The 16,466-nt window shown below is 72.1% G+C and carries 13 protein-coding genes and 1 pseudogene; 3 read left to right on the top strand and 11 right to left on the bottom strand.

Annotated elements, in window-relative coordinates:
- Positions 1 to 70: 70 nt before the first annotated feature.
- From ACFULQ_RS18470 to ACFULQ_RS18450, 5 genes are all read right to left on the bottom strand, one after another.
- Complete coding sequence (locus ACFULQ_RS18470; protein WP_383544909.1) at positions 71 to 712, bottom strand: hypothetical protein; 642 nt, start codon at positions 710 to 712, stop codon at positions 71 to 73.
- 184 nt (positions 713 to 896) lie between these two features.
- Positions 897 to 1,406: an O-acetyl-ADP-ribose deacetylase gene (locus ACFULQ_RS18465; protein WP_383544906.1), complete on the bottom strand. Its 510-nt coding sequence runs from the start codon at positions 1,404 to 1,406 to the stop codon at positions 897 to 899.
- Between the two features lie 74 nt (positions 1,407 to 1,480).
- Positions 1,481 to 2,893, bottom strand: coding sequence for a phytoene desaturase family protein (locus tag ACFULQ_RS18460; RefSeq protein ID WP_383544903.1), 1,413 nt, complete (start codon positions 2,891 to 2,893; stop codon positions 1,481 to 1,483).
- A gap of 208 nt (positions 2,894 to 3,101) precedes the next feature.
- Positions 3,102 to 3,947, bottom strand: a complete 846-nt coding sequence (locus ACFULQ_RS18455; protein WP_383544901.1) for an inositol monophosphatase family protein — start codon at positions 3,945 to 3,947, stop codon at positions 3,102 to 3,104.
- A 132-nt stretch (positions 3,948 to 4,079) separates the two neighbouring features.
- Positions 4,080 to 5,909 carry a gamma-glutamyltransferase family protein gene (locus ACFULQ_RS18450; protein ID WP_383544898.1) on the bottom strand — a complete coding sequence of 610 codons (1,830 nt, stop codon included), beginning with the start codon at positions 5,907 to 5,909 and terminating at the stop codon, positions 4,080 to 4,082.
- Between the two features lie 274 nt (positions 5,910 to 6,183).
- Here ACFULQ_RS18450 and ACFULQ_RS18445 point away from each other — a divergent pair, with 274 nt between their 5' ends.
- Complete coding sequence (locus ACFULQ_RS18445) at positions 6,184 to 7,179, top strand: phospholipase D-like domain-containing protein (protein ID WP_383544896.1); 996 nt, start codon at positions 6,184 to 6,186, stop codon at positions 7,177 to 7,179.
- Positions 7,180 to 7,268: 89 nt separating this feature from the next.
- On the opposite strand, the gene ACFULQ_RS18440 is transcribed toward ACFULQ_RS18445, so the two are convergent.
- From ACFULQ_RS18440 to ACFULQ_RS18430, 3 genes and pseudogenes are all read right to left on the bottom strand, one after another.
- On the bottom strand, positions 7,269 to 8,087 hold the full coding sequence (locus ACFULQ_RS18440) for a class I SAM-dependent methyltransferase (RefSeq protein ID WP_383544893.1): 819 nt from the start codon (positions 8,085 to 8,087) through the stop codon (positions 7,269 to 7,271).
- Positions 8,088 to 8,124: 37 nt separating this feature from the next.
- Positions 8,125 to 8,787, bottom strand: coding sequence for a response regulator (locus tag ACFULQ_RS18435; protein ID WP_383544891.1), 663 nt, complete (start codon positions 8,785 to 8,787; stop codon positions 8,125 to 8,127).
- 278 nt (positions 8,788 to 9,065) lie between these two features.
- Positions 9,066 to 10,166 (bottom strand): annotated as a pseudogene (locus tag ACFULQ_RS18430) (sensor histidine kinase); the annotation flags it as partial.
- Positions 10,167 to 10,334: 168 nt separating this feature from the next.
- Here ACFULQ_RS18430 and ACFULQ_RS18425 point away from each other — a divergent pair.
- Positions 10,335 to 11,339: a carboxymuconolactone decarboxylase family protein gene (locus ACFULQ_RS18425; protein WP_383544888.1), complete on the top strand. Its 1,005-nt coding sequence runs from the start codon at positions 10,335 to 10,337 to the stop codon at positions 11,337 to 11,339.
- A 151-nt stretch (positions 11,340 to 11,490) separates the two neighbouring features.
- Complete coding sequence (locus tag ACFULQ_RS18420) at positions 11,491 to 12,156, top strand: hypothetical protein (RefSeq protein WP_383544886.1); 666 nt, start codon at positions 11,491 to 11,493, stop codon at positions 12,154 to 12,156.
- Positions 12,157 to 12,199: 43 nt separating this feature from the next.
- Here ACFULQ_RS18420 and ACFULQ_RS18415 read toward each other — a convergent pair whose 3' ends face one another.
- The 3 genes from ACFULQ_RS18415 to hydA form a co-directional block, all read right to left on the bottom strand.
- Positions 12,200 to 13,756: an NCS1 family nucleobase:cation symporter-1 gene (locus tag ACFULQ_RS18415; RefSeq protein WP_383544883.1), complete on the bottom strand. Its 1,557-nt coding sequence runs from the start codon at positions 13,754 to 13,756 to the stop codon at positions 12,200 to 12,202.
- A gap of 162 nt (positions 13,757 to 13,918) precedes the next feature.
- Positions 13,919 to 14,938, bottom strand: coding sequence for a TIGR03842 family LLM class F420-dependent oxidoreductase (locus tag ACFULQ_RS18410; protein WP_383544880.1), 1,020 nt, complete (start codon positions 14,936 to 14,938; stop codon positions 13,919 to 13,921).
- A gap of 11 nt (positions 14,939 to 14,949) precedes the next feature.
- Positions 14,950 to 16,344 (bottom strand): dihydropyrimidinase, encoded by a 1,395-nt coding sequence (gene hydA, locus ACFULQ_RS18405; RefSeq protein ID WP_383544877.1) that lies wholly within the window; start codon positions 16,342 to 16,344, stop codon positions 14,950 to 14,952.
- Positions 16,345 to 16,466 lie beyond the last annotated feature (122 nt).

Raw genomic sequence — 16,466 nt, 5'->3', positions numbered from 1 at the left:
CCCCCGCGTGGGTCACGCGGGGGTGCCGTCGCCGTCGCCGTCGGCGAAGTGGGCTCGGTGGGCCGCCGGGTCAGCCGGTGGCCGGCAGGGCCGGCAGTGTGGTCGCGGACGGGAGCGTGTCCGTGGAGGGCAGCGTGGTCGCGGCCGGCAGCTCGGTCGTGGTGGGCAGTTCGGCCGTGGGCAGGCCGCCGCCCAGGAGGCCGGTGACGGCGCCGAGCACATCGCCGAGGAGTCCGGTGACCGCGCCCAGTACACCGCCCAGGTCCAGCGAGGTGAGCGACGACAGCAGGTCGTCGATCGTGGACTGGAGGGAGTCCAGGAGGTCGGAGACCGGGTCGGCCGCGGCGACCGCGGACCGGTCGGTGCCGCTCACCCGCCGCAGCTCCTGCTGGACCCGGGTGTTCGCGGCCTCGACGGCCTTGGCGTGGGCCGCCGCCCGGTCCGCGTCGAGGGTGGTGGCGTCCAGCGCGGTGAGGTCGGTGACCGCGTCCAGGAGGGGCTTGAGGACGGTGCCGTGCTCGGCACGCTCCAGTGCCTCGACGCGGTCCACCAGGGTGGCGGTGTCGTACGGGGTGGCCGGCTGCGACACCCCGGGGTTCGACGCTGCGCGGCCCGCGTCGGTGACGGCGGCCGCGGTGCCGACCGGGCCGAGGATCAGCGCGGCACAGACCAGGGGCGGCAGGAGAAGGCCGCGGGAGACGAGGGGGCGCATGCACGTTCCTTTCGAAATGACTTCTTTGGCCCCACCGTCGGAAGCGCCCCCGCACCGCGCAACCGGTCCCGCGACCCGCCCCCGGCCCCCAGCTCACACCAAAACGCCTCTGACCAGGCACTTTCCTCGCCCGGGAGCCCACTCCCGGGGCCGGGGGACATTCGGCCGTCAGAGGGCTCGGGCGTCAGCCGACCTGCTGGGCGAACGCGTCGTACGCCTTCTCGTCGAAGAGCACGAAGCGGACCTCCTCGACCGCGGTCCGCGTCCCCCGTACGGTCTCCACCGCGATCCGGGCGGCGTCGTCGATCGGCCAGCCGTAGATGCCGGCGGAGACGGCCGGGAAGGCGACCGTGCGGGCGCCGAGTTCGTCGGCGACGCGCAGGGACTCGCGGTAGCAGGAGGCCAGCAGCGCCGAGCGGTCCTCCTCGTGGCTGTACCGGGGACCGACGGTGTGGATCACCCAGCGCGCGGCGAGGGCGCCCGCGGTGGTGGCGACGGCCTTGCCGGTGGCCAGGCCTTTGCCGTAGTGCCCGGCGCGCAGCCGACGGCACTCGGCCAGGATCGCGGGGCCGCCGCGCCGGTGGATGGCACCGTCGACTCCGCCCCCGCCGAGGAGGGAGGAGTTCGCGGCGTTGACGATCGCGTCGGCGCTCTCCCGCGTGATGTCGCCCTGGACGAGTCGGATGCTGGTCATGACCACCACTCTTCCAGCACGGTGCGCGGGATTCAGTTCGGTTCCGAGCCTGCCGGGGTCGGGCCCGGTGGGCTTCAGGTCTCCTGCCGGAGCCGTCGCCACACCGCCTTCGCGGCGTTGTGGCCCGACATGCCGTGCACGCCGGGGCCCGGTGGGGTCGCCGAGGAGCAGATGAAGACGGCCGGGTGGGGGGTGTCGTAGGGGAAGAGGGAGAGCTTGGGGCGGAGCATGACCTGGAGGCCGGTGACCGCGCCGGAGCCGATGTCGCCGCCGATGTAGTTGGCGTTGCGGGTGGCCAGTTCGGGCGGTCCCGCGGTGGCGCGGGCGAGGACGCGGTCACGGAACCCCGGGGCGAAACGCTCCAGTTGGCGCTCCAGGGCGTCGGTGAGGTCGCCGGTCCAGCCGCTGGGGACATGGCCGTAGGCCCAGAAGACGTGCTTCCCCGCGGGGGCCCGGCCGGGGTCCACGACACTGGGCTGCACGGTGATCATGAACGGCCTGTCGGGGGCCCGGCCCTCCCGGGACGCGGCTCGCAGGGCCCTGCCGATCTCCGCGCTGTCGGCGCCGATCTGCACGGTACCCGCGCTGCGCGCCTCCTTCGCGGTCCAGGGCACCGGGCCGTCGAGGGCGTAGTCGACCTTGAAGACACCCGGGCCGTAGCGGTAGCCCTGGTAGTAGTCGCCGAAGCCGGCGATGCGGGCGAGCGCGGTGGGCGAGGTGTCGAAGACGTAGGCGCGCGCGGGCGGCAGGTCGTCCAGCCGCTTGACCTCGTAGTCGGTGTGGATGGTGCCGCCGAGGTCCTTGAGGTACGCGGCGAGCGCGTCGGAGATGGACTGGGAGCCGCCGCGGGCCACGGGCCAGCCGCGGGCGTGGGCCGCGAGGGCGAAGACCAGGCCGATGGCGCCGGTGGCGAAGCCGCTGAGCGGGGCCATCACATGCGCGACCAGGCCGGCGAACAGGGTCTTCGCCCGCTCGTCGCGGAAGCGGCGCATCAGCAGGGTCGACGGGGGCAGTCCGGCGAGGCCGAAGCGGGCCAGGGTGACCGGGTCGCGGGGCAGCGCGGTCAGGGGCAGGGACATGAAGTCGCGGACCAGGGTGTCCCACTTGGGCAGGAACGGCTCGACGAGCCGTCGGTACGCCCCCGCGTCCCGGGGCCCGAAGGAGGCGGCCGTCTCGGCGACCGACCTCGACAGCACGGCGGCGGTGCCGTCGGTGAAGGGGTGCGCCATGGGCAGCTCCGCGTGCAGCCACTCCAGGCCGTAGCGCTCCAGGGGCAGGGCGCGGAAGGCCGGGGAGTTGATGCCGAGGGGGTGGGCCGCTGAGCAGGGGTCGTGCCGGAAGCCGGGGAGGGTCAGCTCCTCGGTGCGGGCGCCGCCGCCCACGGTGTCGCGGGCCTCGAAGACGGCCACGGAGAAGCCGCGCCGGGCCAGCTCCACGGCAGCCGTCAGTCCGTTCGGCCCCGCACCCACCACGACCGCATCGAACATCGACGGCACCTTCGGACCCCTTCGTCAGCCGATGGCCAGAGGATCAGGATATGCCGGGGGACCGACAGTCCTGGGGTTCGGGGGGAAGTCGGGAGGGGCGGGGGTCTCCGGGTCCGAGGATGCGAGTCGGCGTGGACGTCCGGACCCGTCGACGTGCGTCCCCGGGGACGTCCGACCCCGGGACGTCCGGCCCGAGGGGCGTCCCCCGTCACGCCTCCCCGGCCAGCAGCCCCCGCACCCTCCCGGCCGTCGCCGCGTCGCGGGCCGCTGTGAAGGGCAGGGTGTTGCCTCCCGTGATGCGGAAGGGCTCGCCGGTGAGGGTCTGATGGGCGCCGCCCGCCTCCTCGACCAGCAGCAGGCCCGCCGCATGATCCCAGGCCGCCTCCCAGGTGAACGCCACCGCGTCCAACTCCCCGCGGGCGACGGCGAGATACTCCAGGCCCGCCGAGCCGCACGCGCGCGGTGCGACGCCGTCCGTCCACAGTCCCAGCAGAGCGCGCTTCTGGTCCTCTGTCGTGTAGTCCGGGTGGGAGGTGGCCACTTGGAGGTCCCGGCCCGGTGCGGGAGCGCCCGAGTGCAGCCGCTCGCCGTCGAGGAACGCGCCCCGGCCCCGTATCGCCGTGGCCAGTTGGTCGCGCGCCGGCGCGTAGGTCCAGGAGGCCAGCAGGACATCGCTCTTCGCCAGGGCGACCAGCATGCAGAAGCCGGGGTCTCCGTGCACGAACTGCCGGGTGCCGTCGACGGGGTCGACGATCCAGACCGGGGTGTCGCCCTGTATCGCCTCGTACGAGGCCGGGTTGGCGTGCACCGCCTCCTCGCCGACCACGACCGAACCCGGCAGCAGGGCGCCGAGCGCCTCGGTGAGGTACTGCTCGGCGAGCCGGTCGGCGTCCGTCACCAGGTCGTGCGGGCCTGCCTTCTGGTCGACCTCGTGCGCGCCGAGCCGCCGGAATCGCGGCATGACCTCGGCCGCGGCCGCCTTGCGCACCGCCTCTTCCACGTCACCCGCGTGCAGGTCGAGAAACTCGTCGATGGTTTCCGTGTCTCCGATCATGACTCCATGAGAGCACGCGGGACTGACAAACCCCACCCGCCTGCTGGACGCCGGATGGAATCACCGTGAACACCGGGTTCCGCGCATACCGGTCACTCCCACCGCCACCGTCACTGAAGCTGACCTCCGCGGTCACCGCCCCACCGCGTACCCCTGCATCCCCCGAGGGTTCGCCCCCGCCGACAGCACCCCCGTCTCCGGGTCCCGCGCCACCGCGCACAGCCTGCCCTCCGACCACGGCTCCCCCACCGTCACGTCGTGCCCCCGTCGCCGTAGCTCCGCCACCACCTCGGCGGACATCCGGGCCTCCACCGTGACGCTCCCCGGGCGCATGCCGCGCGGGTAGAAGGAGCCGGGGAAGCTGTCGTTGTGCCAGTTCGGGGCGTCGATCGCGCCCTGGAGGTCGAGGCCGCCGCGGACCGGGGCGCTCAGGGCGAGGGCCAGGAAGAAGTGGAGCTGCCACTGGTCCTGCTGGTCCCCGCCGGGCGTCCCGAAGGCCAGGACGGGCACGCCGTCGCGCAGCGCCATGGAGGGGGTGAGGGTGGTGCGGGGACGGCGGCCGGGGGTGAGGGAGTTGGGCAGGCCCTCCTCCAGCCAGGTCATCTGGAGCCGGGTGCCGAGCGGGAAGCCCAGTTCCGGTACGACGGGGTTGGACTGGAGCCAGCCTCCGCTGGGCGTGGCGGCGACCATGTTGCCCCAGCGGTCGACGACGTCGAGGTGGCAGGTGTCGCCCCGGGTCGTGCCGTCCGGACCGACCTCGGGCTCGCCCGGCACCGGCGAGGTGGGCCGCTTGGCGACCGTCGGCTCCCCCACTCCCATCGGACTGAACCCGGGCTCGTCGGTGACGACCACGCGCGCGTGGGCACTCAGCCGCGGCTCCAGTCCTCCGGGGCTGCCCGGCCGCAGCTCGTGGGAGGCCTTGTCACCGACGAGCCGGCGCCGCTCGGCGTTGTACTCCCCCGACAGCAGCTCCCCGAGCGGCACTTCGGCGGCGTCCCCGTACCAGGCCTCCCGGTCGGCCATGGCCAGCTTGCAGCCCTCGACCAGCAGATGGACGTACTCGGCGGATCCGTACCGGGGCAGCTCGGGCGGCAGCAGGGCGAGTTGCTGGAGGAGCACCGGGCCCTGACTCCAGGGGCCGGCCTTGCACAGGGTCCAGCCGTTCCAGTCGTACGTCGCCGGCGCCTCGTAGCTCGCGGACCACCCGGCGAGGTCGGCGGCCGTGAGCGTGCCGGTGTGGTGTCTGCCGCTGGTGTCCAGGGTGGGCCGCCGGGACTGCCGTACGAGCGCCTCGGCGATGAATCCGGTACGCCACACCTCGCGGGCGGCGTCGATCTGCGCGACCCGGTCGCCCGCGCCCGCCACCTCGTCGATCAGCCGCCTCCAGGTGGCGGCGAGGGCGGGGTTGCGGAACAGCTCACCGGGCCGCGGGGCCTTTCCGCCCGGCAGGTAGACATCCGCCGACGAGGTCCACTCCGTCTCGAACAGCTCCCGCACGCTCTCCACCGTCGCGGCGACGTTCTCCACGGGCGCGTGCCCGTCCTCGGCGTACCCGATGGCGTGGGCGAGGACGTCGGCGAGGGACTTGGTGCCGTGGTCGCGCAGGAGCAGCATCCAGGCGTCGAAGGCGCCGGGGACGGCGGCGGCGAGGGGGCCGGTGCCGGGCACGAGCTCCAGGCCGAGCCCCCGGTAGTGGGCCACGGTCGCCCCGGCCGGTGCGACGCCCTGTCCGCACAGCACCCGCACCTCCCCGCCGGCCGGCGCGAGCAGGATCGGCACCTCGCCGGCGGGGCCGTTCAGATGCGGCTCGACGACATGCAGCACGAAGGCACCGGCCACCGCGGCGTCGTAGGCGTTGCCGCCGTCCTCCAGCACCGCCATCGCCGACTGCGAGGCCAGCCAGTGGGTGGAGGACACCATGCCGAAGGTGCCCTGGAGGGTCGGCCGGGTGGTGAACGACATCTCTCACCTCGCGGGTCGGGCCCGCCTCGGCCGGTCCGAAGCGGTCGCCTCTGTGGATCCTTTCATTCCACACCGACCGGCCTACGAAGTCTTTGCGATCACACGAGAACTCCATGAACTGCCCCTCACCTGCACGGAGTCCCCTTTGCCCGGTTGTCCGGACCGTCGGTAACCGCGAGTTCACCGTCGCTCTCTTCCTCCGCGTTCTACGCGCGTGGTGCCATGCGAACGCCCGCGCCCCCCACGTGGGCCCCAACTCGACCAGGAGTCCCCCATGTTGTCGAAGGTCCTCGCCCGCGCGTCCGTCACGCTCGCCGCCGGCGCCGCCGTGCTCGCCGCCTCCGTCCCCGCCGACGCCGCGACCTACACCGCCTTCGCCTTCTCGCGGAGCGGCACCACCCAGCCCACGATCTACGACTTCATCAACTCGGCCACCGCGTCCCTCGACATGACCATGTACGAGCTGGAGGACACCACGGCCGTCAACGACCTGATCGCCCTGAAGAACAAGGGCGTCACCGTCCGGGTCGTCCTGGACCGCGCGCACCAGAGCGCCAACGGCTCGGCCTACACGGCACTGAGCAACGCCGGCGTGGGCGTGGTGTGGTCGCCGTCGAGCTTCGTCTACACACACCAGAAGACGATCACCGTGGACGGGGCCAAGTCCCTTGTCCTCACCGGCAATCTGACCTCCCAGTACTACGCGACCGGCCGTGACTACGGGGTGTTCACCGACGACAGCCGCGATGTCGCCGCGATCGAGAAGGTGTTCGCCGCGGACTACGCCGGCACTTCGCTCACCCCCACCGATGGCGACCATCTGCTCTGGTCGCCCACGGACTCCCGCAACCGGCTGCTGTCCGTGGTCAACGCGGCCACGAAGACACTGGACGTGGAGGAACTGGAGTTCAGCGACAGCGCGGTGGTCGACGCCATCGCGGCGCGCGCGAAGGCTGGCGTGAAGGTGCGGGTGGTGCTGGAGACCCCAGGCGACTACGCGAGCGAGGTCTCCGAGATCAAGGCGGCCGGCGCCACGGTCGTCGGGTACTCCGACCCCAACGGCTTCTACATCCACGCCAAGGCCATGGTCGCCGACTACGGTCTCGCCACCCAGGAGGTGGAGGCGGGCTCCATGAACCTCAGCAGCAACTCGCTCTCCTCCAACCGTGAGTTGGGCATCATCCTCACCGGCACCGGGGTGGCCCAGTCCGTGGCCACCACGGTCGAGACCACCTTCAGCGGCGACTACTCGGGGGGTACGGCCGCGTAGGCGCGGACGGCACGGGCGGTCACCGCGGCCGCACAGGCACCCGTGGGCGGGCCGTCCACCGCGGCCCGCAGGCACCCGCGGGCAGGCGGTCACCGAGGCCGTCTGCCCGCCGTCAGCAGATGCCCGCTCACTCCCAGCAGCGTCGGCTCGGACTCGACGTGCCGGCAGGCCGCGAGGACCGTCTCGCGCCGCTCGGGGTCGTCCAGCCAGTCCTCGACACCGCCCATCAGCCAGGCGACGCCCTCGACGCCGTACTGCCCCTCGACGGACAGCCTCCCGTCGGTGAACTCCGCCGTCACCTCGTCCGGTTGGGCGAAGTGCGCGACGGTGAAGAAGCCGCCCTCCTGGTAAGGGTGCCTGCCGTCCGCGAGGACCGCGTCGGTGTGGGCGCGGACCGACGGGGTGAAGTAGCGCTCCTCGCGCAGCAGGTCGTGCAGTTGGGCGTACCGGTTGATGGTGGCGGCGACCACCAGCCCGCCGGGCCGGACCACCCGGGCCGCCTCGGCCAACGCCCTTACCCGGTCGGCCCGTTCGGTCAGGTGGTACAGCGGGCCCAGCAGGAGCACCACGTCGTACGAGGCGTCGGCGTCGGCCAGCTCGCGGGCGTCCCCGGGGCGGGCGGTCACGCCGGACAGCCGTGCGGCCTGCTCCACGTGGAGCGGTACGGGATCGACGAGTGCGACCTGGTACCCGTCCCGGGCGAGCCACTCCGCGTGCACCCCGCTGCCGCCGCCGACGTCCAGCACCCGTGCGGGCCCGGGGGGCAGCAGCCGCCTCAGCACGTCCTGGGTGCGCCAGAACTCCAGCCGCCCGGCGGGCGCACCGCCGTCCCTGAGACGGGCGTCCTCCTTGCCCTGGGCGTAGTAGGCGAGGATCTCTTCACGCACCCGCGGTGCCGTCTCCGTCATCGCCTCAGGGTGCTGATCGCCGCCGCCGGTCCGCAACTCAGTTACCCCGGGCCGTCACCAGACCCGACTCATAGGCGAACACCACCAGTTGGGCCCGGTCCCGTGCCCCGAGCTTCGTCATCGCACGGCTGATGTGCGTCTTCGCCGTCAACGGGCTGATCACCATGTGCTCGGCGATCTCCTCGTTGGTCAGACCCCGGGCGGCCAGGGCCGTGACCTCGCGTTCGCGGCGGGTGAGGCACTCCAGGCCGGGGGCGGTGGACCGGTCGGGCGGGCGGGACACGAACTCGCCGATCAGGGTGCGGGTGACCGCGGGGGACAGCAGAGCCTCGCCCCGGGCCACCACCTCGATGGCCTGGAGCAGATCGGCCGGTTCGGTGTCCTTGAGCAGGAAGCCGCTCGCGCCGGCCCGCAGTGCCTCGAAGACGTACTCGTCGAGGCCGTAGTTGGTGAGGATCACCACGCGGACCCCGGCCAGCCCCGGGTCCTCGGCGATCTGCCGGGTGGCCTCGATGCCCGTCATCACCGGCATCTGTACGTCGATCAGCGCGATGTCGGGCACCTGCGCGCGCACCAGCTCCACGCCCCGCTTCCCGTCGGCCGCCTCCCCGACCACCTCGATACCGTCCTCGGCGTCGAGCAGGGCCCGGAAACCGGCCCGCATCAGCGCCTGGTCGTCGACCAGAGCCACTCTGATCACGCCGACTCCTCCGGCTCGGAGGGCAGGTGCGGCCCCGACGCGGAGGGCAGGCGCGGCCCCAGCCCGGAAGGCAGGTGCGACCCCGTCTCGGAGGGCAGGCGCGGTCCCGACCCGGAGGGCAGGCGCGACCCCAGCCCGGAAGGCAGGCGCGACCCCGTCTCGGAGGGCAGGCGCGGTCCCGACCCGGAGGGCAGGCGCGCCCCCGACCCGGAAGGCAGGTGCGACCCCGGCCCGGAAGGCAGGAGCGGCCCCGGCCCGGAAGGCAGGAGCGGCCCCGGCCCCAGCGGCAGATGCGCGCACACCGAGAACCCTCCCCCGTCCCGTGGCCCGGTGCTCAGCGTGCCGCCCAGGGCGGTGACCCGCTCGCGCATGCCGGTGAGGCCGTGGCCGGGCTGCGGCGGACGGTCCGGACAGGCCGCTCCGTCGTCCTCGACCCGGACCGTCAAGTCCTCCTCGCCGTAGGCCAGTTCGACCTGCACCTTGGCCGGTCCCGCGTGCCGGGCCGCGTTCGTCAGGGACTCCTGGACGATCCGGTACACGGCCCGGTCGAGCGGCGCCGACAGGGCGCGCTCCTCGCCCGTGACGCTCAGGTCCACGGCGAGCCCTGCCGCCCGCGCCCGCTCCACGAGCAGCGCCGGGGTGCCGGTGGGCTCGTCCGTGCGCAGGACCTCCAGGGTGGCGCGCAGCTCGCGCATGGCCTCGCCGCCCGCCTCCTGGATGGCGAGCAGGGCGGGCGGTACCTCCTCGCCGCGCTTGCGGGCCAGATGGACGGCCACGCCCGCCTGGAGCTTGACGATGGAGATGCTGTGGGTGAGGGAGTCGTGCAACTCCCGGGCTATGCGCAGGCGTTCCTCCCCGGCCCGGCGCAACGCGGCCTCCTCCCGGGTGCGTTCGGCCTCCAGGGCACGCTGTTCGGTCTGGCGCAGATAGGCCTGCCAGTTGCGCCCGGCGAGGCCGGTCACGACCGCGCACACGAACCAGCCCGCGAGCAGCCCGGTCCTCTCGACTGCCTCCTGGACCGTCGGCCCCGTCGCCGCGTACGCCCCGAGGAAGACCGCGCTCGCCCCGGCCGCCCACCCCCGGTGCCCCAGCTGGGAGGCCAGGTGCACGGCGGCGAACACGGGCAGCGCGCCGAGGGGCCCCGGGTGGGCGTGCAGGACGTAGGCCGCCCCGCTGACAGTGGACACCGCGAGCACCACCGACGGGACCGCCCGGTGGAAGACGAGGGCGGCCGAACTCACCACGAGCAGGCCGTAGTCGAGGGCGGTGGTGTCCGGGTCGAGGGCCGCCACGACCACGACGAGGGCGCCGACCACGACCCCGAGGGCCAGGTCGGCGAGCCGCTGGGAGACGGTCGAGTCGACCGGGTGCCCGCTCATCCCCCACACGCTAGACCGCCGCACCGACACCGGCGTCAGCCCTGTGGACAACTCCTCCACTACTCCCGGGGCAGTAGTCCCCCGCCCTCTCCGCCCTCCCGGACGCAGCACCGACTCCCTTCGGCAGTACGACGACCACCGCCGGGGCCGGGGCGCACGCTGCTGTCCATGCCCACACCCTTCCGGTACACCCAGCCCCTGCCGCCCAAGGCCGCCACCGGCCGTGCCGCCGAGGTCTACGAGCAGCTGTCCCGCGACTTCGGCATCGACGAACCGGTCACCTTCGTGGTCCTCTCCTCCGCGCCGGAGCTCCTCGCCCCCGCCTGGGCGCTGATGCGCGAGTCGCTGATCGCCGGGCCCGGCAGCCGCACCGGCAAGGAGCTGGCGGCGCTCGGGGTCTCGCTGGCCAACCGCTGCCCGTTCTGCGTGGACGCGCACACCCTGCTGCTGCACGCCACCGGCGACCACGCGCTCGCCGAACGCGTCGTCAAAGGGGAACGGCCGCTCGACGAGGACCACGCGCGCGTACTGGAGTGGGGCAGGCACACGCGCGTGCCGGGCGGCCTGGGGGCCGGACCGTACCCGTTCCCGCGCGAGCACGCCCCTGGCTATCTCGGCACCGCGTTCGCGTTCCACTTCGTCAACCGGATCGTGTCCGCCCTGCTCACCGAGAACCTCCTGCCGGGCAACGCTCAGCGTTTCAGGGCGGTGCGCAGTCTCGCGGGCCGCACGCTCGCCCGGACCGTACGCCGGCCGGTCCGGCCGGGAGCGTCCCTCGCGCTGCTCGACCTGCCCGACCCCGGCGAGGCCCCCGCGTGGGCGGACGGCACGCCGGTGGGACTCGCCTACGCGGCGCTGCTGCGGGCCGCCATGACGGGCGCCGGCCTCCTCGACACCGACGACCAGGACCTCGTGGAGGAAGCCCTGCTGGACTGGGAGGGCTCGCATCCGCCGCTCGACCTGAGCGCCTTCCCGGACCGCCGGGAGCGTCCCGGGGCACGTCTGGTGCTGCTGGCCGCGCTCGCGCCGTACCGGATCACGGACGAGGACGTGGCGGCCTGGCGGCGCCCGGAGCACACCGACCGCTGCCTGGTGCACCTCGTGGCCTACGGGGCGTTCCTGGCGGTGGACCGCATCGAATCAGCCCTGCACCGGCCCGTCGGGCGGACATAAACGGACACATGACGCATCAGCGTTGGGGGCCGGTGACGGCGCCGCCACGGAGCGAGTTCACACTTCCACCCCACAGGCAGACGTGTGAAACTGTCGTCCCGTCCGCAGTGCGGACCCGTCCGCACCGTCCGTCCCCCACGAAAAGTGCGCCGTGCGAACTCTTTCCCTGCCGCTCGCCCTCACCGCGCGCATCTCGCCCGTCGTCGTGCTCGCCGCGGCGGGCTGGGCCCTGACGTCGGGCCCGGCCGCGACCCCGGCCACCCAGAAGGAGTCGGCACCGCGGTCCGCCGACGAGTCGCCCTCGGGCGCCCCCACGGCGGCGGTCTCGAAGGCGTACGCCACCTCCCCCGCCCCCTGCGGCAGCATCAGCGCGGCGACGATCAAGTCGCTGGTGCCGGGTGCCAAGACGGCCGGCAAGGAGATCCCCTCCACGGACACGTCCGTGCGCCGCACCTGCTCCTGGAACGCGCTCAAGGGCTACGACTACCGCTGGCTCGACGTCTCCTTCGAGATCACGGAGTCCGACCAGGCGGCCGCGAAGTCGTACAAGGAGAACACCGCCGAGAAGAGCGGCGGCGGCACTGTGCCCGGGGTCGGTGACGCCGGGTACTCGGTGGTGAACCTGACCACCGAGGACAAGCAGCAGACCCGCGAGGGCGTGGTCATCGTCCGGGCGTCCAACGCGCTGGTGACCGTAACGTACAACGGCAGCGACTTCGAGTCGAAGAAGGCGCCCAGCACGGACGAGATCAACAAGGGTGCCATCAAGGCCGCCAAGGAAGCGGTGAAGGCACTGGAGAGCGGTCAGAAGGCCTGATCACAGGCTCTCCGACCGCCCTCCCGGGGCGCGAGGCGTCCCCTTAGGCCGCGATGCCCTCCTGCTCCTTGCCCTTCGGCAGCATCAGCGCCACGTACAGCAGCAGCGAGGTGCCGAGACCCACCGCCCAGCCGTAGTCGGCCAGTGGCTTGAGGAACGGGATGAGACCGTCGGTCGGGAACGGCCCGGTCTTCTTGCCGTCCGCGCCCACGCCCGAGTACGAGCCGCCGACCGCGAGCAGTCCGCCGACCACGAAGGCGGCTATGGCCCGCCAGTTCCAGCCGTTGGCGTACCAGTAGCGCCCGCCGGGCGTGTAGAGGTCCGCGAGATGCAGGACCGTGCGCCGCACGACCCAGTAGTCGGCGATGAGGATGCCCGCGACCGTGCCGAGCAGACCGCCGACCACGCCGAGCCAGGTGAAGATGTAGAACTCCGGCGTGGAGATCAGCTTCCACGGGAAGATCAGGATGCCGACGACACCCGTGATCAGCGCGCCCGTACGGAAGTTGACGAACTTCGGGGCCAGGTTGGACAGGTCGTACGCCGGTGAGACCACGTTCGCCGCGATGTTCACGGAGATCGTGGCGACCAGCACGACGACCAGCGCGAAGAGCAGCCCGAAGGCGTTGTCCGTCTTGGCCGCGAGCGCCACGGGGTCCCAGATGGCCTCGCCGTAGACGACCTCGGAGCCGGAGGTGACCAGCACGGCGAGGACCGCGAACAGGGTCATGGTCGTGGGAAGCCCCAGGGCCTGCCCCCACGTCTGCGCCTTCTGACTGGCGCCGAAGCGTGTGAAGTCCGGGATGTTCAGCGACAGGGTCGCCCAGAAACCGATCATGCCCATGAGGGACGGGAAGAACACCGGCCAGAAGTCGGCGCCCCAGCCGAGCTTGGAGGGCTGGTCGAGCAGCGCGCCGAAGCCGTCGGCCTTGACCGCGATCCAGATCAGCAGGACGAGCGCGCCGGCGATCACGAAGGGCGCGGCCCAGTTCTCGAAGTGCCGCAGGAAGTCCATGCCGCGGTAGATGATCGCGATCTGGAGCGCCCAGAACAGGATGAAGCACAGCCACAGGGGCCACGGGTTGCCCGCGATCTTGCCCGCGTCCTCCCAGTGCCCGCCCGTCAGCTTGGAGCCCAGCGCGAAGATGCCGCTGCCGCCGATCCAGGTCTGGATGCCGAACCAGCCGCAGGCCACGGCCGCCCGGATCAGCGCCGGGATGTTGGCCCCGCGCAACCCGAAGGAGGCACGGGCGAGCACCGGGAAGGGGATGCCGTACTTGGGTCCGGCGTGCCCGGTGGCCAGCATCGGCAGCAGCACGATGACGTTGGCCAGGGCGATGGTGAAGACGGCCTGCTTCCAGTCCATGCCGAGCGCGACCAGGCCGGAGGCCAGGGTCCAGCTGGGGATGCAGTGCGCCATGGAGATCCACAGGGCCGCGAAGTTGTACGTCGTCCACTTGCGCTCGGCGACGGGTACGGGACGCAGGTCCTCGTTGGCGAAGGGGCTGTCGGCGGGGAAGGCCTCGGGGGCGAGCTCGACGCGGCCGCCGGTGCCGGCGGACTGCGGTATCGACGACCCCGTGGGGACTGTTTCGGTCATGGGCAGGCCAATCGAATCAGGACGGAAACGGGATAGGCCGTGCGGGGGCCTCGGGCGGGACCGGGACGGGCGGGGAGGCCTTTCCCGGTCCCGCCACCCCTTCCCGGAACGGCGGGAAGGGGGGACAAGGAGTGGGGGGTCGGTCGAGCGGTTCCGGGGGGCTCAGGCGTTGACGGCGGGGATGATCGTGGCGCCGTAGGCGTCGATGGTCGCTTCCTGGGCGTCGTGCATGTCGTAGACGGCGAACTGGTCGACGCCCAGCTCGCGCAGCGCGTGCAGCTTCTCGATGTGCTTCTCGACCGGGCCGATGACACAGAACCGGTCGACGATCTCGTCGGGCACGAAGGCGGTGTCGGGGTTGTCGGCCCGGCCGTGGTGCGAGTAGTCGTACCCCTCGCGGGCCTTGATGTAGTCGGTCAGCTCCTGCGGGACCAGGCCACCGCCGGTGCCGTACTTCGCCACCAGGTCGGCGACGTGGTTGCCGACCATCCCGCCGAACCACCGGCACTGCTCGCGCGCGTGGGCGAGCGCCTCGGGCGAGTCGTCCTCGGTGACGTAGGCGGGGGCGGCCACGCAGATCTTGACGTCGGCCGGATCCCGGCCGGCGGCCACCGCCGCGTCCTTGACCGCCTTGACCATGTACTCGGTGAGGTACAGGTCGGCGAGCTGGAGGATGAACCCGTCGGCCTCCTCGCCGGTCATCTTCAGCGCCTTGGGCCCGTACGCCGCCATCCATACGGGGAGTTCGGCGCCCTCCTTGATCCACGGGAACTTGATCACCGTGCCGCCGAGGTCGGCCTCCTGACCGGAGCCGAGCGCCCGGATCACCTTCATGGCCTCGCTGATCCGGGCGAGCGTGTTGGGCGTACGGCCCGCCACGCGCATCGCGGAGTCGCCGCGGCCGATGCCGCAGACCGTGCGGTTGCCGAACATGTCGTTGAGGGTGGCGAAGGTGGAGGCGGTGACCTCCCAGGTGCGGGTGCCCGGGTTGGTGACCATCGGGCCGACCGTCAACTTCGAGGTGTTGGAGAGGATCTGACTGTAGATCACGAACGGCTCCTGCCAGAGCACGGCGGAGTCGAAGGTCCACCCGTACGTGAAGCCGTTGCGTTCGGCCCGCTTCATCAGGCTGATGACCTTCGAGGCGGGCGGATCCGTCTGCAGGACGAGTCCGAAGTCCATGGGCGCCACTCCTAGTTGAGGTACTGACAGGTGGAGCGGGGGGTGTAGGCGCCGTGCCCGGCGTGCCCGGTGTACTCCCGCTCGGTGATGACGAGTTCGCCGCGCGAGAGGACCGTCTCGACCCGGCCCGTGAGGCGTTTTCCTTCGTACGCCGAGTAGTCGACGTTCATGTGATGGGTCTCGGCGGAGACGATCTGCTCGGCGTTCGGGTCGTAGATCACGACGTCCGCGTCGGCGCCCGGCGCGATGGTGCCCTTCTTCGGGTACATGCCGAACATCCGGGCCGGGGTGGCGCAGGCGATCTCGATCCAGCGGCGCCGCGAGATGTGCCCGTCGACGACGGCCTGGTGGAGCAGGTCCATGCGGTTCTCGACGCCGGGCAGGCCGTTGGGGATCTTCGAGAAGTCGCCCCGGCCGAGCTCCTTCTGGCCCACGAAACAGAAGGGGCAGTGGTCGGTGGAGACGACCTGGAGGTCGTTGGTCCTCAGGCCCTGCCACAGCTTGGCCTGGTGCTCCTTGGGGCGCAGAGGCGTCGAGCACACGTACTTCGAGCCCTCGAAGTCCGGCTCGGCGAGGTTGTCCGTGGACAGGAACAGGTACTGCGGACAGGTCTCACCGAAGACGTTGAGCCCCTCGTCACGCGCGCGTGCCAGCTCGGCCACTGCCTCCATGGCCGAGACGTGCACGACGTAGAGCGGGGCGCCCGCGACCTGGGCGAGCTTGATGGCGCGGTGGGTGGCCTCGGCCTCCAGCAGCGCCTTGCGCACCTCGCCGTGGTAGCGGGGGTCGGTCTCGCCGCGCGCCAGCGCCTGCTCGACCAGGACGTCGATCGCGATGCCGTTCTCCGCGTGCATCATGATCAGGCCGCCGTTCTCGGCGGAGCGCTGCATGGCGCGCAGGATCTGGCCGTCATCGGAGTAGAAGACGCCGGGGTAGGCCATGAACTGCTTGAAGGAGGTGACTCCCTCCTCCACCAGCAGGTCCATCTCCTTGAGCGTCTCCTGGTTCACATCGGAGACGATCATGTGGAAGCCGTAGTCGATGGCGCAGTTGCCCTCGGCCTTGGCGTGCCAGGCGTCCAGGCCCTCGCGCAGGGTGTGGCCGACGCTCTGCACCGCGAAGTCCACGATGGTCGTCGTGCCGCCCCAGGCGGCGGCCCGGGTGCCGGTCTCGAAGGTGTCGGAGGCGAAGGTGCCGCCGAAGGGCAGCTCCATGTGGGTGTGGGCGTCGACGCCGCCGGGGATGACGTACTTTCCGGTGGCGTCGATCGTGCGGTCCGCGGTCCAGCTCTGGGTACCGGGCACGGCGAGGGCGGCGATGCGGCCGTCCTCGATCAGCACGTCTGCGTGGATCTCGTCGGACGCGGTGATGACGAGTCCACCGCTGATGACGGTACGGCCGGCCATGGGTTCACGCTCCGTTCGGTTGTCGAAGAAAGTGGCGGTCGTCTGTGGCTGGTCGCGCCCACGCGGCGGAGCCGCATATGGACGCTGCCCCGCGCCCCTAAAAACAGGGCGCGGGTGCCGAC

This window comes from Streptomyces sp. NPDC057253, from assembly GCF_042669125.1.
Classification (GTDB): domain Bacteria; phylum Actinomycetota; class Actinomycetes; order Streptomycetales; family Streptomycetaceae; genus Streptomyces.
This window is presented reverse-complemented; position numbering and strand designations above follow the sequence as displayed.